The 21,358-nt window shown below is 58.4% G+C and carries 23 protein-coding genes and 1 tRNA gene; 3 read left to right on the top strand and 21 right to left on the bottom strand.

Features of this window, described 5'->3' with window-relative positions; genetic code table 11:
- Positions 1-20: 20 nt before the first annotated feature.
- From ispG to trmJ, 15 genes are all read right to left on the bottom strand, one after another.
- Positions 21-1,130, bottom strand: coding sequence for a flavodoxin-dependent (E)-4-hydroxy-3-methylbut-2-enyl-diphosphate synthase (ispG, locus tag IB245_RS19820; protein WP_007903603.1), 1,110 nt, complete (start codon positions 1,128-1,130; stop codon positions 21-23).
- Between the two features lie 3 nt (positions 1,131-1,133).
- Positions 1,134-2,210: a helix-turn-helix domain-containing protein gene (locus IB245_RS19815; protein ID WP_192228438.1), complete on the bottom strand. Its 1,077-nt coding sequence runs from the start codon at positions 2,208-2,210 to the stop codon at positions 1,134-1,136.
- Positions 2,210-2,968, bottom strand: a complete 759-nt coding sequence (gene pilW, locus IB245_RS19810; RefSeq protein ID WP_008025510.1) for a type IV pilus biogenesis/stability protein PilW — start codon at positions 2,966-2,968, stop codon at positions 2,210-2,212. Before pilW ends, IB245_RS19815 begins: the two co-directional genes overlap by 1 nt.
- Positions 2,969-2,985: 17 nt before the next feature.
- Complete coding sequence (gene rlmN, locus IB245_RS19805; protein ID WP_008025507.1) at positions 2,986-4,128, bottom strand: 23S rRNA (adenine(2503)-C(2))-methyltransferase RlmN; 1,143 nt, start codon at positions 4,126-4,128, stop codon at positions 2,986-2,988.
- A 28-nt stretch (positions 4,129-4,156) separates the two neighbouring features.
- Positions 4,157-4,582, bottom strand: a complete 426-nt coding sequence (gene ndk / locus IB245_RS19800; RefSeq protein WP_007916882.1) for a nucleoside-diphosphate kinase — start codon at positions 4,580-4,582, stop codon at positions 4,157-4,159.
- An 88-nt stretch (positions 4,583-4,670) separates the two neighbouring features.
- Positions 4,671-4,871 carry a Fe-S cluster assembly protein IscX gene (iscX, locus tag IB245_RS19795; protein ID WP_008025505.1) on the bottom strand — a complete coding sequence of 67 codons (201 nt, stop codon included), beginning with the start codon at positions 4,869-4,871 and terminating at the stop codon, positions 4,671-4,673.
- A gap of 14 nt (positions 4,872-4,885) precedes the next feature.
- Positions 4,886-5,227: an ISC system 2Fe-2S type ferredoxin gene (gene fdx, locus IB245_RS19790; protein ID WP_008025503.1), complete on the bottom strand. Its 342-nt coding sequence runs from the start codon at positions 5,225-5,227 to the stop codon at positions 4,886-4,888.
- Entirely contained in the window at positions 5,227-7,092 is a 1,866-nt protein-coding gene (gene hscA, locus IB245_RS19785; protein ID WP_008025501.1) for a Fe-S protein assembly chaperone HscA, read from the bottom strand. Before hscA ends, fdx begins: the two co-directional genes overlap by 1 nt.
- 51 nt (positions 7,093-7,143) lie before the next feature.
- Positions 7,144-7,665 (bottom strand): co-chaperone HscB, encoded by a 522-nt coding sequence (gene hscB, locus IB245_RS19780; protein ID WP_008025499.1) that lies wholly within the window; start codon positions 7,663-7,665, stop codon positions 7,144-7,146.
- 8 nt (positions 7,666-7,673) lie between these two features.
- Positions 7,674-7,997 carry an iron-sulfur cluster assembly protein IscA gene (iscA, locus tag IB245_RS19775; protein ID WP_003227904.1) on the bottom strand — a complete coding sequence of 108 codons (324 nt, stop codon included), beginning with the start codon at positions 7,995-7,997 and terminating at the stop codon, positions 7,674-7,676.
- Positions 7,998-8,031: 34 nt separating this feature from the next.
- On the bottom strand, positions 8,032-8,418 hold the full coding sequence (gene iscU, locus IB245_RS19770; protein WP_003443374.1) for a Fe-S cluster assembly scaffold IscU: 387 nt from the start codon (positions 8,416-8,418) through the stop codon (positions 8,032-8,034).
- Between the two features lie 86 nt (positions 8,419-8,504).
- Complete coding sequence (locus IB245_RS19765) at positions 8,505-9,719, bottom strand: IscS subfamily cysteine desulfurase (protein ID WP_008025496.1); 1,215 nt, start codon at positions 9,717-9,719, stop codon at positions 8,505-8,507.
- A 50-nt stretch (positions 9,720-9,769) separates the two neighbouring features.
- Positions 9,770-10,261 (bottom strand): Fe-S cluster assembly transcriptional regulator IscR, encoded by a 492-nt coding sequence (gene iscR / locus IB245_RS19760; RefSeq protein WP_008042436.1) that lies wholly within the window; start codon positions 10,259-10,261, stop codon positions 9,770-9,772.
- A 253-nt stretch (positions 10,262-10,514) separates the two neighbouring features.
- Positions 10,515-11,291: a serine O-acetyltransferase gene (gene cysE / locus IB245_RS19755; protein WP_192228437.1), complete on the bottom strand. Its 777-nt coding sequence runs from the start codon at positions 11,289-11,291 to the stop codon at positions 10,515-10,517.
- A gap of 2 nt (positions 11,292-11,293) precedes the next feature.
- Entirely contained in the window at positions 11,294-12,064 is a 771-nt protein-coding gene (gene trmJ, locus IB245_RS19750; protein ID WP_008025492.1) for a tRNA (cytosine(32)/uridine(32)-2'-O)-methyltransferase TrmJ, read from the bottom strand.
- A 305-nt stretch (positions 12,065-12,369) separates the two neighbouring features.
- Between trmJ and suhB the strand changes: the two genes are divergently transcribed.
- Entirely contained in the window at positions 12,370-13,188 is an 819-nt protein-coding gene (suhB, locus tag IB245_RS19745; RefSeq protein ID WP_008014726.1) for an inositol-phosphate phosphatase, read from the top strand.
- Positions 13,189-13,432: 244 nt separating this feature from the next.
- Here the strand turns inward: suhB and IB245_RS19740 are convergent, their stop codons facing one another.
- From IB245_RS19740 to queA, 6 genes are all read right to left on the bottom strand, one after another.
- Positions 13,433-13,984: a glycine zipper 2TM domain-containing protein gene (locus IB245_RS19740; protein ID WP_008025488.1), complete on the bottom strand. Its 552-nt coding sequence runs from the start codon at positions 13,982-13,984 to the stop codon at positions 13,433-13,435.
- Between the two features lie 132 nt (positions 13,985-14,116).
- Positions 14,117-15,031 (bottom strand): protein translocase subunit SecF, encoded by a 915-nt coding sequence (gene secF / locus IB245_RS19735; RefSeq protein ID WP_192228436.1) that lies wholly within the window; start codon positions 15,029-15,031, stop codon positions 14,117-14,119.
- 9 nt (positions 15,032-15,040) lie between these two features.
- Positions 15,041-16,909 (bottom strand): protein translocase subunit SecD, encoded by a 1,869-nt coding sequence (gene secD, locus IB245_RS19730; protein ID WP_008025484.1) that lies wholly within the window; start codon positions 16,907-16,909, stop codon positions 15,041-15,043.
- A 63-nt stretch (positions 16,910-16,972) separates the two neighbouring features.
- On the bottom strand, positions 16,973-17,311 hold the full coding sequence (gene yajC / locus IB245_RS19725; protein ID WP_007916913.1) for a preprotein translocase subunit YajC: 339 nt from the start codon (positions 17,309-17,311) through the stop codon (positions 16,973-16,975).
- Positions 17,312-17,354: 43 nt separating this feature from the next.
- Positions 17,355-18,470 carry a tRNA guanosine(34) transglycosylase Tgt gene (gene tgt / locus IB245_RS19720; RefSeq protein WP_162130724.1) on the bottom strand — a complete coding sequence of 372 codons (1,116 nt, stop codon included), beginning with the start codon at positions 18,468-18,470 and terminating at the stop codon, positions 17,355-17,357.
- Positions 18,471-18,484: 14 nt separating this feature from the next.
- Positions 18,485-19,534, bottom strand: a complete 1,050-nt coding sequence (queA, locus tag IB245_RS19715; RefSeq protein WP_008025479.1) for a tRNA preQ1(34) S-adenosylmethionine ribosyltransferase-isomerase QueA — start codon at positions 19,532-19,534, stop codon at positions 18,485-18,487.
- Between the two features lie 107 nt (positions 19,535-19,641).
- Here queA and IB245_RS19710 point away from each other — a divergent pair.
- Together IB245_RS19710 and IB245_RS19705 are read left to right on the top strand one after the other, a co-directional pair.
- Positions 19,642-19,726: transfer RNA gene (locus IB245_RS19710), tRNA-Leu, on the top strand.
- Positions 19,727-19,891: 165 nt separating this feature from the next.
- Entirely contained in the window at positions 19,892-21,133 is a 1,242-nt protein-coding gene (locus IB245_RS19705) for a tyrosine-type recombinase/integrase (protein WP_192228435.1), read from the top strand.
- The last annotated feature ends 225 nt before the right edge of the window (positions 21,134-21,358 follow it).

Genomic DNA, 21,358 nt, shown 5'->3' with positions numbered 1-21,358 from the left:
AAATCCTTAAATTCGTTCGATCAGCCGCGAGCGATTACAGCTGCGTCAGCTTCGACCTTCTCGGCCGCTTTCTGGCGGATCAAGCGTTCAAGCTCATCCACCAGATTGTCATTCGTCAGTTTCTGCGACGGCTTGCCGTCGATGTAAATCAGGTTTGGCGTGCCGCCGGTCAAGCCGATATGGGCTTCCTTGGCTTCGCCCGGCCCGTTGACCACGCAACCGATGACCGCGACATCCAGCGGCACCAGCAGATCTTCGAGGCGCCCTTCCAGCTCGTTCATGGTCTTGACCACATCGAAGTTCTGCCGTGAGCAGCTCGGGCAGGCGATGAAGTTGATGCCACGGGAACGCAGGTGCAGGGATTTGAGAATGTCGTAGCCGACTTTCACTTCCTCGACCGGGTCGGCCGCCAACGAGATGCGGATAGTATCGCCAATCCCTTCGGCGAGCAGCATACCGAGGCCCACGGCGGATTTCACTGTGCCTGAGCGCAAACCACCGGCTTCGGTGATGCCCAAGTGCAGCGGCTGGACGATTTCCTTGGCCAGCAAGCGGTAAGCGGCGACGGCCATGAACACGTCGGAGGCTTTCACGCTGACCTTGAAGTCCTGGAAGTTCAGGCGTTCAAGGTGCTCGACGTGACGCAGGGCAGATTCGACCAGCGCGGCCGGAGTCGGCTCGCCGTATTTCTTTTGCAGGTCTTTTTCCAGGGAACCGGCGTTGACGCCGATGCGGATCGGAATCCCGCGATCACGGGCGGCATCGACCACCGCACGCACGCGGTCTTCACGACCGATGTTGCCCGGGTTGATCCGCAGGCAATCAACGCCCAGTTCGGCTACGCGCAAAGCGATCTTGTAGTCGAAGTGGATGTCGGCCACCAACGGTACTTTGACCAGTTGCTTGATCTTGCCGAAGGCTTCGGCGGCGTCCATGTCCGGTACGGAAACCCGCACGATATCGACGCCAGCGGCTTCCAGACGATTGATCTGGGCAACGGTGGCGGCGACGTCATTGGTGTCGCTGTTGGTCATGCTCTGCACAGCGATGGGCGCATCGCCGCCAACAGGCACGTTACCGACCCAGATTTTCCGGGATTCGCGACGCTTGATTGGAGATTCGCCGTGCATGACTTATTGACCCAACTTCAGGCGAGCAGTCTCGCCACTGGTGAATGGAGCGACATCAACCACCTGACCGTTGTAGCTGACCTGCGCGCCACGGGCGAAGCCCAGACGCACGGCAAATGGCGGCTTACCACTGAGGGAAACGGTTTCGCCTTTGCGCTTGAGACCACTGAGCAGCACTTTGCCAGTGCCGTCGGTGACTTGTGTCCAGCAATCAGCGGTGAACTGCAGTTGAACCTGGCCTTGGCCGGCAACCGGAGCAGCCGGAGCAGCCGCTGCCGGAGCAGGAATGGTCGGCGTTACCGAGGCAGTTGCAGGCGGGGTCGACACAACCGGAGCCGTCGGGGCCGCAGGCGCGACAACTGGCGCGGTGCTGTGCGCCGGGGCAACGGGTGCCGGAGCAGCCGGCGCGGTGCTATGCGTCGGTGCAACTGGCGCCGGGGTAGCCGGTGCGGCCGGAGCGACCACAGGCGTAGCCGGCTCAGCTTCAGCCGGCGCTTCAGTCGAAGTCTCGGCTTGCGGCAATGCGAGAACGGTCGAACCTTCAGCCTGACCTTCCGCGACAGCCTGGTCTTCCGGCTCGTCCAACGGATGGATCTGGGTGGTGCCGTCGGCGCCCTCGACTTCAACGTGCTCCGGGCTCAGGCTGATCAGGTCCTTGGTGCGCAGTGAGGTTTGATCCTGCCACCAGATGAAACCGCCGCCGATCACCGCGATCAGCAACAGCAGGCTGACGATTCGCAAAATAGTGTGGGAAACCCGAACCGGCTCTTCGATGCGACCCAGGCTGTGGACGTTGGCGCCCTGGGAGTCGGTACCGGTGGACTGGTCGAATTGCTGAACCAGAACGGTCTGGTCCATGCCGAGCAATTTAGCGTAGGCGCGAATATAACCGCGGGCAAAGGTATGCCCCGGCAGCTTGTCGAATGCGCCGGCTTCCAGATTACTCAGGGAATTAACGGTGAGGTTGAGCTTGAGGGCCACTTCGGCCAGCGACCAGCCATTGCTTTCGCGGGCCTGGCGCAAAGTCTCACCGGGGTTAACGCGATTCGCTGCTACAACTTCGGGATGCGCCGCTTTCATCATTGCTCCGACAGGTATTGCTGATATTCCGGCGTACCGGGATAGAGTCGTTTTAGTTGCAGGCCATAACTGGCTGCCTTGTCGCGATCTTCGAACACTTTTGCCAGCCGAACGCCGAGCAATAGACTACGTGCATTTTGCTCGGTGAGCAGGCTAAAACGGTCGTAATAGTCACGCGCGGGCACATAATGCCTGTCTTCGTAAGACAACTCAGCCATTTCCAGCAATGCACGGGGTTGCTGACGGTTCAAACGCAAAGCTTTTTCCAACTGCTGCTGGGCCAGATCACGCTGGCCAAGCCTGGAAGCGGTCATGCCCAGGTTCTCGAACACTCGCGAACGCTCAGGATACAGGGTATCGGCAGCGGCTTGCTCGAAGCGCTCGTAAGCCTCTTTGTAACGTTTCTGTTCGAAAAGAAAACTGCCGTAATTATTCAGGATACGGGCATCGTTGGGTCGGGAAGAAAGCGCCTTGCGAAAGTGCTCATCCGCCAGCTCCGGCTCCATCTCGGCCTGAAACACCAGACCCAATGCGGCATTGGCATCAGGATCCGAACCGTCCAGCTCCAAAGCCTTTTTCAGCGGGACCTTGGCGCGTTCGGTCATGCCCTGCTGCAAATAGCCCAAGCCCAGTTGCACGTAGGCAACTCGCGCTTCATCGCGGCCCTTGCTGGTCTTCATCGGATTGAAATCGCCCGACAGGACGCAGCCAGTACAAAGACTGGCCAACAGCAAAAGCAGCGCAAAGCGCAGGGACATAGAGATCCTCTCTTGAATTATTTCGCAGCGTTCGAAGCCATATCGTTGTCGGCGCTCAACTCGCGCACGGCGATATAACGTTCACTGCGACGGGTGCGATCCAGCACCTGCCCTACCAATTGGCCACACGCGGCATCGATGTCTTCACCGCGGGTGGTGCGTACGGTGACATTGAAACCTGCATGGTGAAGCTGATCCTGGAAGCGACGAATCGCATTGTTGCTCGGACGCTCGTAACCGGAATGCGGGAACGGGTTGAACGGAATCAGGTTGATCTTGCACGGGATGTTCTTGAGCAACTCGATCATCTCAACGGCATGTTCAACCTTGTCGTTGATGTCCTTGAGCAAGGTGTACTCGATAGTCAGCACGCGTTTTTCGCCCAGGGACGACATGTAGCGCTGGCATGACTCGAGCAGCATCTTAAGCGGATATTTCTTGTTGATCGGCACCAATTGGTTACGCAATGCGTCATTCGGTGCGTGCAGGGACAACGCCAGGGAGACGTCGATGTGCTTGGACAGCTCATCGATCATCGGCACCACGCCGGAGGTCGACAGGGTCACACGGCGCTTGGAAATGCCGTAACCCAGGTCGTCCATCATCAGATGCATGGCCGCAACGACGTTGTCGAAGTTCAGCAGCGGCTCGCCCATGCCCATCATCACCACGTTGGTGATGGCACGGTCGGCGGTCGCCGGGATGCTGCCGAACGATTTATTGGCAATCCACACCTGGCCGATGACTTCGGCGGCGGTGAGGTTGCTGTTGAAACCTTGCTTGCCGGTGGAGCAGAAACTGCAATCCAGGGCACAGCCTGCCTGGGACGAAACGCACAGAGTGCCGCGTTTGCCCTGGGGAATGTAAACGGTCTCGACGCAGCTGCCGGACGCCACGCGCACCACCCACTTACGGGTGCCGTCGGTGGAAATATCCTCGCTGACGACTTCGGGACCGCGAACTTCGGCAATGGCCTTGAGCTTGTCGCGCAGGGCCTTGCTGACGTTCGTCATGGCGTCGAAATCATCGACGCCAAGGTGGTGAATCCATTTCATTACCTGACCGGCACGGAAACGCTTCTCCCCGATTGAGTCGAAGAATTTTTCCATTTCCTGTTGAGTCAGACCCAGCAGGTTGGTTTTTACAGTCGATGTAGTCATGGATTCACCTTCACTCTTAAGCCAATGCTTAGCGAGTGGTTACTTCAGTAGCTGCGAAGAAGTACGAGATTTCGCGAGCAGCAGCGGCTTCGGAGTCCGAACCGTGTACAGCGTTGGCGTCGATGGAATCAGCGAAGTCAGCACGGATGGTGCCGGCAGCAGCTTCTTTAGGGTTGGTAGCGCCCATCAGCTCACGGTTCAGAGCGATAGCGTTTTCGCCTTCCAGAACCTGAACAACAACAGGACCGGAGATCATGAAAGCAACCAGGTCGCCGAAGAAACCACGGGCGCTGTGCTCAGCGTAGAAGCCTTCAGCTTCGGCTTTGGACAGTTGCTTCAGTTTCGAAGCTACAACGCGCAGGCCTGCTTTTTCGAAACGAGTGGTGATCTCGCCGATGACGTTTTTTGCAACAGCGTCAGGCTTGATGATGGAGAAAGTACGTTGAACAGCCATGGTGTAACTCCAGAAACGGTAATTTGTGAAAAATTAAACCCGCGAATTATACGCGGGTTCTTGGGTATTGCCTAACCTGCAGCGTGGCTCAGTCGCGTTCTTCGATCCAGTGGGCCTGAATGGCCTCGAGGATCTTTTCGCCACAATGCTCAGGCAGGTCGTCGAACTCGGGCAATTCCATCACCCACTTGCGCAGATCGACGAAGTTGACCGACAAAGGGTCAACATCGGGCTTGCTTTCAGCCAGCTGGATTGCGATTTCCAGCACATCAGTCCACTTGAGACTCATGACAGTTCCTTGAATCAGTGCGGCGCTTCGGCGGCGTGGTTGAGCGAATACTTCGGAATCTCGATGGTCAGGTCTTCAGTCCCGACGATCGCCTGGCAGGCCAGACGCGATTGAGCTTCCAGACCCCAGGCACGATCGAGGAAATCTTCTTCCAGTTCATCCGCTTCTTCCAGCGAATCAAACCCTTCTCGAACGATGCAGTGACAAGTGGTACAGGCGCAAACGCCGCCACAGGCACTTTCCATCTCGATGTGGTGCTCATGGGCCAGCTCGAGAATCGATGTACCGGGCTCAGCCTCGACCACCATGCCTTCCGGGCAAAACTTCTCGTGTGGCAGAAAAATGACCTGCGGCATCAGTTATCCTCGATTTCATTCAGATTGCGCCCCGCCAGCGCGGCTTTCACCGTCGAGTCCAGGCGGCGGGCAGCAAAGGCGTCGGTGACTTGCGACAGACGCTTGGTCTGCTGCTCGATGGCGTAACCATCGGCTCCTTTCATCAGTTCGGTCAGTTCCTGCATCTGCAATTCGATGACCATGCGCTCCTCGGCGTCGAGCAAACGCTCGCCGTCGGCTTCGAGAGCGGCTTGCACCGCTTCGATCAGACGCTGGGCATCGACCTGCTGCTCACGCAGCACACGGGCGACCTTGTCGTCGTTGGCGTGCTGGAACGAATCCTTGAGCATCTTGGCGATTTCGCCGTCGGTCAGGCCGTAGGACGGCTTGACCTGAATGCTTGCTTCAACACCCGAACCCAACTCACGGGCCGAGACGCTGAGCAGACCGTCGGCGTCAACCTGGAAGGTCACGCGGATCTTCGCTGCACCGGCGACCATCGCCGGAATGCCGCGCAACTCGAAGCGTGCCAGGGAGCGGCAGTCACTGATCAGCTCGCGCTCACCCTGCAACACGTGGATCGCCATGGCCGACTGGCCATCTTTGTACGTGGTGAAATCCTGGGCACGAGCGACGGGAATGGTGGTGTTGCGCGGAATCACCTTCTCCATCAGGCCGCCCATGGTTTCCAGCCCCAGGGACAACGGAATCACGTCGAGCAACAGCAGTTCGCCGCCATCGCGCTTGTTGCCGGCCAGCGTATCGGCCTGGATCGCGGCACCGATGGCCACCACTTGATCCGGGTCAATTTCAGTCAACGGTTGGCGACCGAAGGCTTCAGCGACGGCTTCACGAACGCGAGGCACACGCGTCGAACCGCCAACCATGACCACCGCGTGCACGTCTTCCAGCTCGACGCCGGAATCACGCACCGCGCGACGGCAGGCTTTCAGGCTGCGAGCAACCATCGGCTCGATCAGCGCATTGAAAGCTTCGCGAGTCAGCTCGGCTTTCCAGTCGCCATAAGCGACTTCAACGGCCGCAACATTGGTCAGCGCTTCCTTGGCCGCGCAGGCAGTTTGCAGCAGGTTACGTTGCGCACCCGGATCGAGATCAGCGGACAAACCGGCGCTCTCGATGATCCAGCCGGCAATCGCATGGTCGAAGTCATCGCCGCCCAGGGCGCTGTCGCCGCCGGTGGCCAGCACTTCGAACACACCGCCGGTCAGGCGCAGAATCGAAATATCGAAGGTGCCGCCGCCCAGGTCATAAATCGCGACCAGGCCTTCAGCATGTTGATCCAGACCGTAAGCCACGGCAGCGGCGGTCGGCTCATTGAGCAAACGCAGCACGTTCAGGCCGGCCAGTTTGGCCGCGTCCTTGGTGGCTTGACGCTGAGCATCGTCGAAATAGGCCGGAACGGTGATCACCGCACCCACCAGCTCGCCACCCAATGTCGCTTCAGCGCGCTGACGCAATACCTTGAGGATATCGGCGGAGACTTCGACCGGGCTTTTCGGCCCCTGAATGGTTTCGATGAACGGCATGTGCGACTCGCCACCGACAAAGCGGTACGGCAGTTGCTCGCCCAATTGCTTGACGTCGGAAAGACCACGACCCATCAAGCGCTTGACCGACAGCACGGTGTTCAACGGATCGGTAGCGGCAGCCAGCTTGGCCGACTCGCCCACTTCGACGCGATCGGCGTGGTAACGCACGGCGGACGGCAGGATGACCTGCCCGTCAGCGTCAGCCAGAGGCTCGGAAAGACCACTGCGCAATGCAGCGACCAGCGAATTGGTAGTGCCCAAGTCGATCCCCACAGCCAGACGACGCTGGTGCGGTTGAGGACTTTGGCCGGGTTCGGCGATCTGCAGTAGGGCCATCGTGATCAGGACTTATCTGTATATCAGGCGTGCGACCGGAGCGGCACTGGGTTAATCGTCGAGGCGCTCTTCTAACTGGCGCACTTCGTAGGTGAGCTTGTCGAGGAACTGCATGCGCCGCATCAGGCGTTCGGCCTGTTCACGTTGCGCTGCATCATTCCAACAGGCTGCGAAACTGTCGTTCAGTTTTTCCTGAGCAACTTTCAAACGACGCTTGAAGACGGCAACGCCATTCAGGTCGGCGCTGTCCTGCAGGTCTTCGAGCTCTTCGCGCAACTCCATCTGTTGCAGAAGAAACTCCGGATCATGCACCGTGACCTCCAGCGGCAGCTCGCCACCATTCAGGGCGAGCAGGTATCGCGCGCGCTTCGGGGGACTTTTGAGCGTCTGGTAGGCCTCGTTGAGGCTCGCGGATTGCTCTAGCGCCAGCCGTTGCTCGCGCTCGGAAGCGTCCGCAAAACGGTCCGGATGAACACTGCGCGCCAACTCACGGTAGCGCGTAGCCAGCTGGTCGAGGTCCAGATTGAAACTCGGTTGCAGCTCAAATAAAGCGAAATGACAAGGAGTACCCACAAGAAGCCTCAGATGTTGAAGCTTTCGCCGCAGCCACATTCACCGCGTACATTGGGGTTGTTGAACTTGAAGCCTTCGTTCAACCCTTCCTTGACGAAATCGAGCTCGGTGCCGTCCAGGTAGGCCAGGCTTTTCGGGTCGATGATCACTTTCTCGCCGTGACTTTCGAACACCTGATCCTCGGCAACCACCTCGTCGACAAACTCCAGCACGTAGGCAAGGCCGGAACAGCCCGTGGTGCGAACACCCAGACGAATCCCTTCACCTTTGCCGCGCCCGTCGAGGGAGCGTCGCACGTGTCGAGCAGCCGCTTCTGTCATGCTGATAGCCATCGGTGACTCCTTACTCGTCGCAAAATCTTGAAAATCAGATCAAGCCTTTCTTCTGCTTGTAGTCGCGAACGGCCGCTTTGATAGCGTCTTCAGCGAGTACGGAGCAGTGAATTTTCACCGGCGGCAGAGCCAGTTCTTCGGCCAGTTGAGTGTTTTTGATGGTCTCTGCTTCATCCAGAGTCTTGCCTTTCATCCACTCGGTCGCCAGGGAGCTGGAGGCGATAGCCGAACCGCAACCGTAGGTCTTGAACTTGGCGTCTTCGATGATGCCTTGCTCGTTGACCTTGATTTGCAGGCGCATCACGTCGCCGCACGCCGGAGCGCCGACCATGCCGGTGCCGACATCCGGGTCTTCCGCGTCCATCTTGCCGACGTTACGCGGGTTTTCGTAGTGGTCGATGACCTTTTCGCTGTAAGCCATGATTCTTAATCCTCACTCATCAGAGAGTCGCTCTTGAAGCCCTGCCTACCTTAAGTTTACAGGGCCTGGTTTGCGGCGACTTGAAATCAGTGTGCCGCCCACTCGATTTTCGAAATGTCGACACCGTCTTTGTACATGTCCCACAGCGGCGACAGAGCGCGCAGCTTGGTAACGGCCTCGCAGACTTTCTGCGCGGCGTAGTCGATTTCTTCTTCGGTGGTGAAACGACCGAAGGTGAAGCGGATCGAGCTGTGTGCCAGTTCGTCGTTGCGGCCCAGGGCGCGCAGTACGTACGAAGGCTCCAGCGAAGCCGAGGTGCAAGCCGAACCGGACGAAACAGCCAGATCCTTGAGCGCCATGATCAGCGACTCGCCTTCAACGTAGTTGAAGCTCAGGTTCAGGTTGTGCGGAACGCGGGCGGTCATGCTGCCGTTGACGTACAGCTCTTCCAGGTCTTCGACCTGCTTGAAGAAACGGTCGCTCAAGGCTTTGATGCGCACGTTCTCGGCAGCCATGTCTTCCTTGGCTACGCGGAAGGCTTCACCCATGCCGACGATCTGGTGGGTCGCCAGGGTGCCGGAACGCATGCCGCGCTCGTGACCGCCGCCGTGCATGGTCGCTTCGATGCGCACACGCGGCTTGCGGCTGACGTACAGCGCGCCGATGCCTTTAGGGCCATAGGTTTTGTGGGCGGAGAACGACATCATGTCGACTTTCAGCTTCTGCAGGTCGATCTCGACCTTGCCGGTGGACTGAGCGGCGTCGACGTGGAACAGGATCCCTTTGGAGCGGGTCAGTTCGCCGATGGCTGCGATGTCGTTGATGGTGCCAATTTCGTTGTTCACGTGCATGACCGAAACCAGGATGGTGTCGTCACGCAGTTCAGCTTCGATCATTTCCGGCGTAACCAGACCGTCAGTACGAGGCTCGATGTAGGTCACTTCGAAGCCTTCACGCTCCAGTTGGCGCATGGTGTCGAGGACAGCCTTGTGCTCAATCTTGGTGGTGATCAGGTGTTTGCCCTTGGTCGCATAGAAATGCGCCGCACCCTTGATTGCCAGGTTGTCGGACTCGGTGGCACCGGAGGTCCAGACGATTTCACGCGGATCGGCGTTGACCAGGTCTGCGACCTGACGACGGGCGTTTTCGACGGACTCTTCAGCTTTCCAGCCGAATACGTGGGAACGGGACGCCGGGTTACCGAAGTTTCCGTCGACCAGCAGGCATTCACTCATCTTTTGCGCAACACGCGGATCAACCGGGGTGGTCGCAGAGTAATCAAGGTAAATCGGCAATTTCATGGACTATCTCCTAAATCAGGCTGGCTGGCGTGCCGCTAGCTCTTTGGCTGTCATTCGACGGCGGACGCTTCAATCTTGTCCAGGCGTGGCGTCTTGCTGTTGCAACGACGCTGGTCCTGACGCTGGGCTACTTCTTGTACCTCACGGCGAGTAACAAGATCAGCCAAGCTGATACCGCTCAGAAATTCGTGGATCTGCAGGCTCAGGTCGCACCACAGGTGGTGGGTCAGGCAGGTGTCGCCTTGATGGCAATCGCCCTGCCCCTGGCACTTGGTGGCATCAACCGATTCGTTTACCGCATCGATCACCTGGGCGACCTGGATGCCCTGCATGTCGCGGGACAGCTGGTAACCGCCGCCCGGACCACGGACGCTGGACACCAGATTGCTGCGGCGCAATTTGGCGAAAAGCTGTTCGAGGTAGGACAGGGAGATGCCTTGGCGCTCGGAGATATCGGCCAGGGACACGGGCCCGTGCTGCGCATGCAACGCCAGATCAAGCATGGCGGTCACGGCGTATCGGCCTTTTGTAGTCAGTCGCATGGACAATTACCACGGAGTTCGGAATGGGGCGAGTATGCAATTCCCGAGTATTTAAGTCAACTATAAGACCTAGTACTTTAGTCAGGTTTACCCGCAAAAGAGCGGCCGCATCATAACAAAGGCTGGGCGGTTACAGCCAGCGAATGCGAGTTATCGTTCTTCGCGAGCAAGCCGGATCGCCGCCCGCTCGCTCCTACAGGATTAACGAAACCCTTGTAGGAGCGAGGCTTGCCCGCGAAGGGGTCGACTCGGTCTAGCTGGCCTGGCTCTGATCCTTGTCCTTCACACACGCAAAGTCCTCTTCGCGCAGCTCAGGCAGATCTTTCGCACAGTAATTACTGCCCAGATCCTTCAGCGCCCCGCACATCCCCTCCAGACGACCATCAACAGCCTGCAGGTGATCGAGCAGTTGGTTAATGGCGCGCGCCACCGGGTCCGGCATGTCTTCGCCAACACCGTAGGCGTCGAAACCGATCTTCTCGGCCATGGCCTTGCGCTTGGCTTCCTGCTCTTCATCGGATTTGACGATGATTCGCCCTGGAATGCCGACCACTGTCGCACCGGGCGGCACGGCCTTGGTCACCACGGCATTGGAACCGACCTTGGCCCCCGCCCCCACGGTGAACGGGCCGAGCACCTTGGCACCAGCCCCCACCACCACACCGTCTTCCAGTGTCGGGTGACGTTTGCCTTTATTCCAGCTGGTGCCGCCCAGCGTCACGCCCTGATAAAGGGTGACGTCGTTGCCGATCTCGGCGGTTTCACCGATGACAATGCCCATGCCATGGTCAATGAAGAACCGACGACCGACCTTGGCACCCGGATGGATCTCGATCCCGGTCAACCAGCGGCCGAAGTTCGACACCAGCCGCGCCAGCCACTTCAGCTCGGCGCGCCACAAGGCTGCCGACAACCGGTGGATCCAGATGGCGTGCATGCCCGGGTAGCAAGTCAGGACTTCAAAAGCGTTACGCGCCGCCGGGTCACGATGGAAAACACTCTGAATATCTTCACGCAAACGCTCGAACATCATTAATCCTTCCGCTTTAGAAGCTCACCACGGGCCGCTTTCTGGGTTTCCGTGAGGATGCCACGCAATATATTCATTTCCGCCCGGCTGACCGAGCTTCGTCCGTACAACCGACGCAGGCGCGCCATCAAGTGCCGTGGCTTTTCAGGATCGAGGAACTCGATGGCCACCAGGGTTTGCTCCAAGTGTTCATAGAACCGCTCCAGCTCATCCATGGTCGCCAGCTCAGCGCTTTTGACCGATGCCACTTCTTCCTTCTCGACCTTGCTCGGCTGGCCTTGGGCCGCCAGCCAGGACATGCGCACTTCATAGCTCAACACCTGCACCGCCGCCCCAAGGTTCAGCGAACTGAACTCAGGGTCTGATGGGATGTGCACGTGATAATGACATCGCTGCAGCTCTTCATTGGTCAGGCCGGAATCTTCACGACCAAACACCAAGGCAATTTCGGCGCCCTGCCCGGCTTCCTCGACCACTTTCGTCCCGCATTCGCGGGGATCGAGCAGCGGCCAGGGAATGCGCCGGTCACGGGCGCTGGTGCCGAGCACCAGATTGCAGCCGACCAAGGCATCTTCCAAAGTGGCGACGACTTGCGCGTTTTCAAGGATGTCCCCGGCGCCGGATGCACGGGCATCGGCCTCGTGGTGCGGGAACAACCGTGGTTCGACCAGCACCAGCCGCGACAGGCCCATGTTCTTCATGGCACGCGCAGCCCCGCCGATATTGCCGGGGTGGCTGGTATTGACCAGGACGACACGAATGTTTTGCAGCAAGGGAGGCGCTCTCGAACACTTTAATGGGGAGCAGAATCTTACAGCTCAACAGGGTGCCCCGCCTCAAAAATAACGATTCACTTTTGACGGCGCTCAATGTTGGCATGCTGCGTTGCCGCTTCTCCCCATAGCGCGCTATGAGTCGGCGCGGCGCCTTGCCTGCCAACATTGATCACTCGTCAAAAGTGACCGTATTTCTGAGGCGGGGCACACCGTTCAGCTATGAAAGCGAACACTGACCTTCACCTGTAGAAAAGTTCTGATAGAATGCCCGGCTTTCTTTAACAACCTTAGGTGACACATCCATGCAGCCCATGCTGAATATCGCGCTGCGCGCCGCCCGCAGCGCCAGTGAATTGATCTTCCGCTCCATCGAGCGCCTGGATACCATCAAGGTCGACGAAAAAGACGCCAAGGATTACGTATCCGAGGTGGATCGCGCCGCTGAACAGAAAATCATCGACGCGCTGCGCAAGGCTTACCCGAACCACTCGATCATGGGTGAAGAAACCGGCATGCACGCCGGCACCGGGATCGAAGGTGAAGAATACCTGTGGATCATCGATCCGCTGGACGGCACCACCAACTTCCTGCGCGGCATTCCTCACTTCGCTGTCAGCATCGCCTGCAAATACCGCGGTCGCCTGGAACACGCTGTTGTTCTGGACCCGGTTCGCCAGGAAGAATTCACCGCCAGCCGTGGTCGCGGCGCTCAACTGAACGGTCGTCGCCTGCGCGTCAGCGGCCGCACCAGCCTGGACGGCGCCCTGCTGGGTACCGGCTTCCCGTTCCGTGACGACCAGATGGACAACCTCGACAACTACCTGGGCATGTTCCGCGCCCTGGTTGGCCAGACCGCCGGCATCCGCCGCGCCGGCTCGGCGAGCCTGGACCTGGCCTACGTGGCTGCCGGTCGTTTCGACGCGTTCTGGGAGTCGGGCCTGTCCGAGTGGGACATGGCTGCAGGCGCCCTGCTGATCCAGGAAGCTGGCGGCTTGGTGAGCGACTTCACCGGCGGTCACGATTTCCTTGAGAAAGGCCACATCGTTGCCGGTAACACCAAGTGCTTCAAGGCAGTGCTGACGGCGATCCAGCCGCACCTGCCGGCCTCGCTGAAGCGCTAAGCTTCCAGCGACAGAAAAAAGCACCCTGCGGGGTGCTTTTTTTTATGCCTGGAATTTGTCCCTGACAACACCACCCCCTGTAGGAGCCGGCTTGCTGGCGATAGCGGTGCAACAGTCGACATCAATGTTGAATGACCGACCGCAATCGCCAGCAAGCCGGCTCCTACAGGGGGATGCGTGAATTTTGGGTACAAAAAAAGCACCCCGAAGGGTGCTTCTTTTTCAGCGGCTGACAATCAGCTCATCAATGCGCCTGTTCATTCTGCGTCAGGATCAACTTACCTTCCTTATCCACCGGAATCTGGTTGCCCGGATCACGATCCATCCGCACCTTGCCTTCCTTGCCGTCCAGCGAATAACGAACGTCGTAACCCACAACCTTGTCGCTGATGTCATTCACCGTGTTGCAGCGAGTTTGCGTCGTGGTGTAGGTGTCACGCTCCTGCATGCCCTCCTGAACCTTGTTACCGGCGTAACCACCACCGACCGCGCCCGCAACCGTGGCAATTTTCTTGCCGGTGCCGCCGCCGATCTGGTTACCCAGCAGACCGCCTGCCAGCGCACCCACCACCGTACCGGCAATCTGGTGTTGATCTTTCACCGGCGCTTGCCGGGTGACCGCTACATCCTTGCACACTTCACGTGGAGTCTTGATTTGCGTCTTGACCGGCTCAACGGCGAGTACTTGCGCATACTCGGGGCCGTTATTTTTTACCAGGCTGTAGGTGGCCACAGCACCCCCGGCAGTCACACCGACAGCACCCAGTACAGCACCAACCAGCATCGACTTGTTCACATGAACCTCCTGACCATCACATGCGGGATAAACCCGTGCTTCTCCCAGCCTTGGAGCATAAAAAAAGGCGCGAGTTCAACTCGCGCCTTTTTGGACTACATCCCTGGGGAACTGCTCTGGACTAGAGAGTCCTCAAGGACGGTCGTCGACTTCCTTCTCGGTATTCACCGTCGGGATCAGGTCTTCGGAGTTCAGATTCAGCCAGATCAACACCACGTTGGCGATGTAGATCGACGAATAAGTACCGGCCAGAACACCCACCAGCAGCGCCAGGGAGAAGCCGTAGAGGTTGTCACCACCGAAGAACAGCAGTGCCGCAATCGCCAACAAGGTGGAAACCGACGTCGCGATGGTCCGCAGCAGGGTTTGCGTGGTCGAGATATTGATGTTCTCGATCAGGCTGGCCTTGCGCAGTACACGAAAGTTCTCACGAACCCGGTCGAATACCACGATGGTGTCGTTGAGCGAGTAACCGATGATCGCCAGTACCGCCGCCAGAACCGTCAGATCGAAGGTGATCTGGAAGAACGACAGGATACCGATGGTCACGATCACGTCGTGAATCAAGGAAACGATCGCACCGACGGCGAATTTCCACTGAAAGCGGAACGCCAGGTAGATCAGGATGCCGCCCAGCGCCATCAGCATGCCGAGGCCGCCCTGGTCGCGCAGCTCTTCACCCACCTGCGGGCCGACGAACTCGACGCGCTTGACCGTCGCCGGGTTATCGCCGCCGACCTTCTGCAACGCCGCTGCCACCTGGTGACCCAACTGCGGGTCTTCGCCAGGCATGCGCACCAGCAGATCGGTAGTCGCACCGAAGTTCTGCACGATGGCTTCGTGATAACCGGACGAAACCAGCTGCTCACGCACCTTGGTGACGTCGGCCGGACGCTCGTAGGTCAGCTCGATGAGCGTACCGCCGGTGAAGTCCAGCCCCCAGTTCATGCCTTTGTGGAAGACACTGAAAATGGCCAGCGCAGTAAGGAACAATGTGACGCCGAACGCGAAGTTGCGAACGCCCATGAAGTTGATTGTACGTAACATGGCAGCCCCTTAAATCCACAACTTCTTGAAGTCACGACCGCCGAAGATCAAGTTGACCATCGCGCGGGTGACCATGATGGCCGTGAACATCGAAGTCAAAACCCCGAGGGACATGGTCACTGCGAAGCCTTTGACCGGACCTGTACCCATGGCAAACAGGATCCCGCCCACCAGCAAGGTGGTCAGGTTGGCGTCGAGAATCGCCGTGAATGCGCGACCGAAACCTTCGTTGATTGCCCGCTGTACGGTCATGCCCGCCGCGATCTCTTCACGAATCCGCGAGAAGATCAGTACGTTGGCGTCGACCGCCATACCCATGGTCAATACGATACCGGCGATACCCGGCAGGGTCAGCGTTGCACCCAGCAGCGACATCAGGGCCAGCAGCAGCACCATGTTCACACCCAGCGCAACGGTGGCAATGATGCCGAAGAAGCGATAGATGGCGATGATGAACAGCGAGACGAACAGCATGCCCCACAGCGATGCATCGATACCTTTGGTGATGTTGTCCGCACCCAGGCTCGGGCCAATGGTGCGTTCTTCAGCGAAGTACATCGGCGCCGCCAGACCACCGGCACGCAGCAGCAGCGCCAGTTCGGACGATTCGCCCTGGCCGTTCAGGCCGGTGATGCGGAACTGAGCACCCAGCGGCGACTGAATGGTCGCCAGGCTGATGATCTTTTTCTCTTCCTTGAACGACTGCACCGCCACGTCTTTTTCGACGCCATCAACCACTTGCTTGGTGTAAGTGGTGACCGGACGCTGCTCGATGAAGATCACCGCCATGCTGCGACCGACGTTCGAACGGGTTGCGCGGCTCATCAGCTCGCCACCGTGGCCATCCAGACGGATGTTCACTTCTGGCGTGCCGTGCTCGCCGAAGCCAGCCTTGGCGTCAGTTACCTGGTCGCCGGTGATGATCAGGCCACGCTCGATCAGCGCAGGAGGACGATTGCCTTCACGGAACTCGAAGGATTCGGAAGTGGCTTTCGAAGCGCCTGGCTCAGCAGCCAAACGGAACTCAAGGTTGGCCGTCTTGCCGAGGATACGCTTGGCTTCTGCGGTGTCTTGTACGCCCGGCAGCTCAACCACGATGCGGTTGGCGCCCTGACGCTGAACGATCGGTTCGGCAACACCCAGCTCGTTGACGCGGTTACGTACCGTGGTCAAGTTCTGCTTGATGGAGTATTCGCGGATTTCCGCCAGCTTGGCCGGGGTCATCGCCAGACGCAGCACCGCCTGACCATTGAGGTCGGCCGGAACAATGTCGAAATCGTTGAAGTTCTTGCGGATCAGTGCACGGGCCTGTTCGCGGGAAGCTTCATCAGAGAAGCCCAGCTGAATGGCACCGCCCAGTTGCGGCAGGCTGCGATAGCGCAGTTTCTCTTTACGCAACAGGCTCTTTACATCGCCTTCGTACACTTTCAAGCGTGCGTCGAGGGCTTTGTCCATGTCCACTTCAAGCAGGAAGTGCACACCACCGGACAAGTCCAGACCCAGCTTCATCGGGTGCGCGGCCAGGCTGCGCAGCCATTGCGGGGTGGTTTGTGCCAGGTTCAGAGCAACGACGTAGTCATCACCCAACGCCTTGCGCACGACGTCCTTGGCAGGCAACTGGTCTTCAGCCTTGACCAGACGAATCAGACCGCCCTTGCCGTTGGTCGCCAGCGTGGCCGCCTTGACGTTGATCCCGGATTCCTTGAGCGCAGCGCTCACTCGATCCAGATCAGCCTGATTGACCTGCAGCGCAGTGCTTGCACCGCTGACCTGAATGGCCGGGTCATCAGGATATAGATTGGGAGCGGAATAAATCAGACCGATCGCCAGCACCGCCAGGATCAGAATGTATTTCCACAGAGGGTATTTGTTCAGCATCACGCCGCCCGCTTATGACGCGGGGCGCCTTGCGCGCCCCGTCGATTGAGTAGAAGTTGAAACTTAGATCGCTTTCAGCGTGCCTTTTGGCAGCGTGGCGGCAATGGCGCCTTTCTGGAACTTCATTTCGACGGTGTCGGAAACTTCCAGAACCACGAAATCATCAGCCACTTTAGTGATCTTGCCGGCGATGCCGCCGGTGGTCACAACTTCGTCGCCTTTTTGCAGGCTGCTCAGCAGGTTCTTCTGCTCTTTGGCGCGCTTGGCCTGTGGACGCCAGATCATCAGGTAGAAGATGACCAGGAAACCGACCAGGAAAATCCACTCAAAACCGCCACCCATTGGGCCGGCAGCGGCCGGTGCAGCGGCGTCAGCCATGGCATTCGAGATAAAAAAGCTCATTTAGCACTCCAGTTGCAAATGTTGAATCTTGGGGTCAGAAAACTCAGTCCAAAGGCGGAACAGGTAACCCGCGTTTGGCGTAGAAGGCATCGACAAAGGCGGCCAATGTACCCTGTTGAATAGCCTCGCGCAAACCAGCCATAAGCACTTGATAATGACGCAAGTTATGGATGGTATTGAGCATGCTTCCCAGCATTTCGCCGCACTTGTCCAGGTGATGCAGATAAGCGCGGGAGAAGTTCTGGCAGGTATAGCAATCGCAGGTCGGATCGAGCGGCGAATCATCATGGCGATGGAACGCGTTACGGATCTTCAGCACGCCAGTATCAATGAACAGATGCCCATTGCGGGCATTACGGGTTGGCATCACGCAATCGAACATGTCCACACCGCGGCGCACACCCTCAACCAGATCTTCCGGTTTGCCAACGCCCATAAGGTAACGAGGTTTGTCAGCCGGCATCTGACCCGGCAGGTAATCCAGCACCTTGATCATCTCGTGCTTCGGCTCGCCCACCGACAGACCGCCAATGGCCAGGCCATCAAAGCCGATCTTGTCGAGGCCTTCCAGCGAACGCATACGCAAATCCTGGTGCATGCCGCCCTGAACGATGCCGAACAGCGCCGCCGTGTTGTCGCCATGGGCTTCTTTCGAACGCTTGGCCCAACGCAACGACAGCTCCATGGAAATGCGCGCGACGTCTTCGTCAGCCGGGTACGGTGTGCATTCGTCGAAAATCATCACGATGTCGGAACCCAGGTCACGCTGGACCTGCATCGACTCTTCCGGGCCCATGAACACTTTGGCGCCGTCGACCGGAGAGGCGAAGGTCACGCCCTCCTCCTTGATCTTGCGCATCGCACCCAGGCTGAACACCTGAAAACCGCCTGAGTCTGTAAGAATCGGGCCTTTCCACTGCATGAAATCGTGCAGGTCGCCGTGCTTCTTGATCACTTCGGTGCCAGGACGCAGCCACAAGTGGAAGGTGTTACCCAGAATGATTTCCGCGCCGGTCGCGGTAATGTCCCGCGGCAGCATGCCCTTCACGGTGCCGTAAGTACCGACCGGCATGAAAGCCGGGGTCTCGACGGTACCGCGCGGGAAGGTCAAGCGACCGCGACGAGCCTTGCCGTCAGTAGCAAGCAACTCAAACGACATACGACTTTGGCGACTCATTCTTTGTCCTCAGGGCCACGTGGTGCGGGATTACGGGTGATAAACATCGCATCACCGTAGCTGAAAAAGCGGTATTCATGCTCAACGGCGGCTTTATAAGCGGCCATGGCTTCGGGATAACCGGCGAACGCCGAAACCAGCATCAACAGCGTGGATTCGGGCAAATGGAAGTTGGTGACCAGGGCATCGACCACATGAAACGGCCGGCCCGGGTAGATAAAGATGTCGGTGTCGCCACTGAACGGCTTGAGCACGCCATCGCGCGCGGCACTTTCCAGCGAACGCACGCTGGTAGTCCCCACCGCCACCACGCGACCACCGCGAGCGCGGCACGCCGCAACGGCATCGACCACGTCCTGGCCGACTTCCAGCCACTCGCTGTGCATGTGATGGTCTTCGATCTTCTCGACCCGCACCGGCTGGAACGTGCCCGCGCCAACGTGCAAGGTCACGAACGCCGTCTCGACGCCCTTGGCCGCAATCGCCTCCATCAGCGGCTGATCGAAATGCAGCCCCGCCGTCGGCGCCGCCACCGCGCCCAGGCGCTCGGCGTACACCGTCTGATAACGCTCGCGGTCCGAGCCTTCATCCGGGCGGTCTATATAAGGAGGCAACGGCATGTGCCCGACGCGGTCGAGCAGCGGCAACACCTCTTCGGCAAAGCCCAGCTCGAACAACGCATCATGACGCGCCAGCATCTCGGCTTCGCCACCGCCATCGATAAGAATCTTCGAACCCGGCTTCGGCGACTTGCTGGACCGCACATGGGCCAGCACGCGATGACTGTCGAGCACCCGCTCCACCAGGATTTCCAGCTTGCCGCCGGAAGCCTTCTGGCCAAACAGCCGCGCCGGAATCACCCGGGTATTGTTGAACACCATCAAATCGCCCGGGCGCAAATGCTCAAGCAAATCAGTGAATTGACGGTGTGCCAGGGCGCCGCTGACCCCATCAAGGGTCAACAGGCGACTGTTGCGACGCTCGGCCAAAGGGTGGCGAGCAATCAGCGAATCAGGGAGTTCGAAAGTAAAGTCAGCAACGCGCATGATGGGGTTCGTCTAGCAGGGCCCGGAAGTCTAGCCGAAATAGTGAAAATTCTCTATGTACCTGATTGACCGACGGTAATCTCATCTCTATACTTCGCCGCCATTGAGCCCTGATGGCGGAATTGGTAGACGCGGCGGATTCAAAATCCGTTTTCGAAAGGAGTGGGAGTTCGAGTCTCCCTCGGGGCACCATATAGCAGTATCTGAAAGTCTCTACCAGACTCTCAGACCCAGAGAAACCGGCCAGTTGAGCCGGTTTTTTTGTGTCTGACTATCTACCTCTGTATCCCCTTATCCGTTGTATCCCTGTATCCCTGCTTGTATCCTGAGAAAAATACCGAACTTTGGGATACAAGGATGAAGCGCGCAGACATCAAGCGCCGCCCTCTCGCAGATACAACACTTGCGGGACTGGAGCCGGAATCAAAGGAATATCGGGAGCTGGACGGAAACGGCCTCTACTTCAGGGTCAAACCTGATGGTGGTAAATCCTGGCAGCTTCGCTACAAACGTCCGGCGGGCAATTGGGGTTGGATGGGGCTCGGGGGTTACCCGGAAGTAAGTGGTGCGTTGGCACGAGACAAAGCTGCCGATCTACGCAAAGTAGTGAGTAGCGGTGCCGATCCCCTTGAACAAAAGCGATCCGCGAGAGCTGCTATCGATGCCGCCAAAACCCGAACCTTTCGAGCTGCTGCTGATGCCTGGCTGAGGGCGAAAGAGGAAAAGGGTCTCGCATCCTCCACCCTGAACAAAATCCGCACCTACCTCGACAAGGACATACTTCCGGCACTGGGAGACAAGCCTCTAGACGAAATCACCCGAACCGATTGCGCAGAACTCCAGGCATCCATCGAAGCCCGAGACGCACACAACGTGGCGGAAAAGTGTCGCACCTGGATAAATCAGATCTTCGGGCGAGCCATCGGCTTAGGCCTGACTGAAAACGATCCCGGAAGCCGCCTTCGCGATATTGCGGCCCAAGCCCCTAAGACTCAACAGCATCCACATTTGCTGGAGCCTGAACTGGCTGATTTCCTCCAGGCACTCAAAAACACCCCGAGCAGGCTGACGGCCCGCACTGCGGCATGGCTTTGTGTATGGACGGCATCACGGCCTGGGATGGTCCGCTTGGCCGAATGGAAGGAATTCGACCTTGAGAAAGCCATTTGGACCACTCCTGCCACCAAGATGAAGATGCGTCGGGATTTTGTATGCCCCCTTCCCCACCAAGCTGTTGCAGCGCTGAAAGAGCTGCACTGTTTAACCGGTCGCAGTCGTTGGCTCTTCCCCGGGGTGGGAGCCAAAAATCCGACCATTAGCGAAAATACGATCAATAAGGTCTTTGCCACAATTGGCTACAAAGGCCGCCTAGTTGGACACGGCACTCGACACACAGCGAGCACGCTGCTCCGAGAACATGGCTGGCCGAAGGAACACGTTGAGGCACAGCTTGCCCACAAAGAGGAAGGCATCTCAGGGGTGTACAACAAAGCTCAATACCTTGAAAAACGAGTAACGATGATGCAGTGGTATGCCGACCATCTTGATGAGCTGGCAGCTGGCAATGTAGTGCAGGGCCAGTTTGGAAAGGCGATATGAGATTTCTTTCCCACCCCCCCTCAAAAAACCGTGTTACGCGTGTTACTGGTGTAACTAAACTCGATAACTTATTGAATATAAACAACTTAGTTCACGTTACACGAAAAAATGGTCAGCGCTACACGACGTGTTACGTGGTCGAGTCGTGTAACAACATTTGCCCAGCCACCTCACTGTTGGTCGAGGAGGACCGTGTCGTGAACCGCTGCATCCATGACACCAAGC

It is taken from the genome of Pseudomonas sp. PDM02 (assembly GCF_014852285.1).
Classification (GTDB): Bacteria; Pseudomonadota; Gammaproteobacteria; order Pseudomonadales; family Pseudomonadaceae; genus Aquipseudomonas; species Aquipseudomonas migulae.
This window is presented reverse-complemented; position numbering and strand designations above follow the sequence as displayed.

Bases quoted from the DNA above. Each gene is read 5' to 3' on its own strand.
- ispG (WP_007903603.1), bottom strand. From the start codon at position 1,130: ATGCACGGCGAATCTCCAATCAAGCGTCGCGAATCCCGGAAAATCTGG.
- IB245_RS19815 (WP_192228438.1), bottom strand. From the start codon at position 2,210: ATGAAAGCGGCGCATCCCGAAGTTGTAGCAGCGAATCGCGTTAACCCC.
- pilW (WP_008025510.1), bottom strand. From the start codon at position 2,968: ATGTCCCTGCGCTTTGCGCTGCTTTTGCTGTTGGCCAGTCTTTGTACT.
- rlmN (WP_008025507.1), bottom strand. From the start codon at position 4,128: ATGACTACATCGACTGTAAAAACCAACCTGCTGGGTCTGACTCAACAG.
- ndk (WP_007916882.1), bottom strand. From the start codon at position 4,582: ATGGCTGTTCAACGTACTTTCTCCATCATCAAGCCTGACGCTGTTGCA.
- iscX (WP_008025505.1), bottom strand. From the start codon at position 4,871: ATGAGTCTCAAGTGGACTGATGTGCTGGAAATCGCAATCCAGCTGGCT.
- fdx (WP_008025503.1), bottom strand. From the start codon at position 5,227: ATGCCGCAGGTCATTTTTCTGCCACACGAGAAGTTTTGCCCGGAAGGC.
- hscA (WP_008025501.1), bottom strand. From the start codon at position 7,092: ATGGCCCTACTGCAGATCGCCGAACCCGGCCAAAGTCCTCAACCGCAC.
- iscA (WP_003227904.1), bottom strand. From the start codon at position 7,997: ATGGCTATCAGCATGACAGAAGCGGCTGCTCGACACGTGCGACGCTCC.
- iscU (WP_003443374.1), bottom strand. From the start codon at position 8,418: ATGGCTTACAGCGAAAAGGTCATCGACCACTACGAAAACCCGCGTAAC.
- IB245_RS19765 (WP_008025496.1), bottom strand. From the start codon at position 9,719: ATGAAATTGCCGATTTACCTTGATTACTCTGCGACCACCCCGGTTGAT.
- iscR (WP_008042436.1), bottom strand. From the start codon at position 10,261: ATGCGACTGACTACAAAAGGCCGATACGCCGTGACCGCCATGCTTGAT.
- cysE (WP_192228437.1), bottom strand. From the start codon at position 11,291: ATGTTCGAGCGTTTGCGTGAAGATATTCAGAGTGTTTTCCATCGTGAC.
- suhB (WP_008014726.1), top strand. From the start codon at position 12,370: ATGCAGCCCATGCTGAATATCGCGCTGCGCGCCGCCCGCAGCGCCAGT.
- secF (WP_192228436.1), bottom strand. From the start codon at position 15,031: ATGTTACGTACAATCAACTTCATGGGCGTTCGCAACTTCGCGTTCGGC.
- secD (WP_008025484.1), bottom strand. From the start codon at position 16,909: ATGCTGAACAAATACCCTCTGTGGAAATACATTCTGATCCTGGCGGTG.
- yajC (WP_007916913.1), bottom strand. From the start codon at position 17,311: ATGAGCTTTTTTATCTCGAATGCCATGGCTGACGCCGCTGCACCGGCC.
- tgt (WP_162130724.1), bottom strand. From the start codon at position 18,470: ATGTCGTTTGAGTTGCTTGCTACTGACGGCAAGGCTCGTCGCGGTCGC.
- queA (WP_008025479.1), bottom strand. From the start codon at position 19,534: ATGCGCGTTGCTGACTTTACTTTCGAACTCCCTGATTCGCTGATTGCT.
- IB245_RS19705 (WP_192228435.1), top strand. From the start codon at position 19,892: ATGAAGCGCGCAGACATCAAGCGCCGCCCTCTCGCAGATACAACACTT.